We start from the raw sequence: 384 nt of genomic DNA, 5'->3' as shown, positions 1-384 counted from the left end.
TCTTTACTGCTGGCTTGTGGACGCAACCATTTAAGATAAAAATCCTCGGTGATCACGCTAGAGCAGACTAACAACTGCGAATCGATAGTACTCATGATGGCAGATAAGATAGCTGCAATAAGCAAACCACCAACCCAAGGGTTAAACGCGGCATGGGCTAAATGAATAAACACGGTTTCTGAGTTTTCAAGTGGTTCGGCGGCAAAATAAAGGCTGCCGGCAATACCTGTTGCTAAGGCACCAAATAGTGACACTATCATCCAAGTCATGGCAATACGCCGAGAAAGGACTAAGTCTTTTGGGCTGCCGATAGCCATAAAACGAGACAAAATATGCGGTTGCCCGAAATAACCTAACCCCCAAGCCAGTAAAGACACAAGGCCA

General features: G+C 45.8%; 1 protein-coding gene. It reads right to left on the bottom strand.

The window, feature by feature from the left end; translation table 11 throughout:
• Positions 1–384 (bottom strand): sodium:solute symporter family transporter (locus H5185_RS22485; protein ID WP_404948473.1); only part of this gene is annotated, 384 nt, incomplete at both ends.

The sequence above is a fragment of the Shewanella sp. SG44-6 genome (assembly GCF_014164185.1).
In the GTDB taxonomy this organism is placed as follows: domain Bacteria; phylum Pseudomonadota; class Gammaproteobacteria; order Enterobacterales; family Shewanellaceae; genus Shewanella; species Shewanella vesiculosa.
This window is presented reverse-complemented; position numbering and strand designations above follow the sequence as displayed.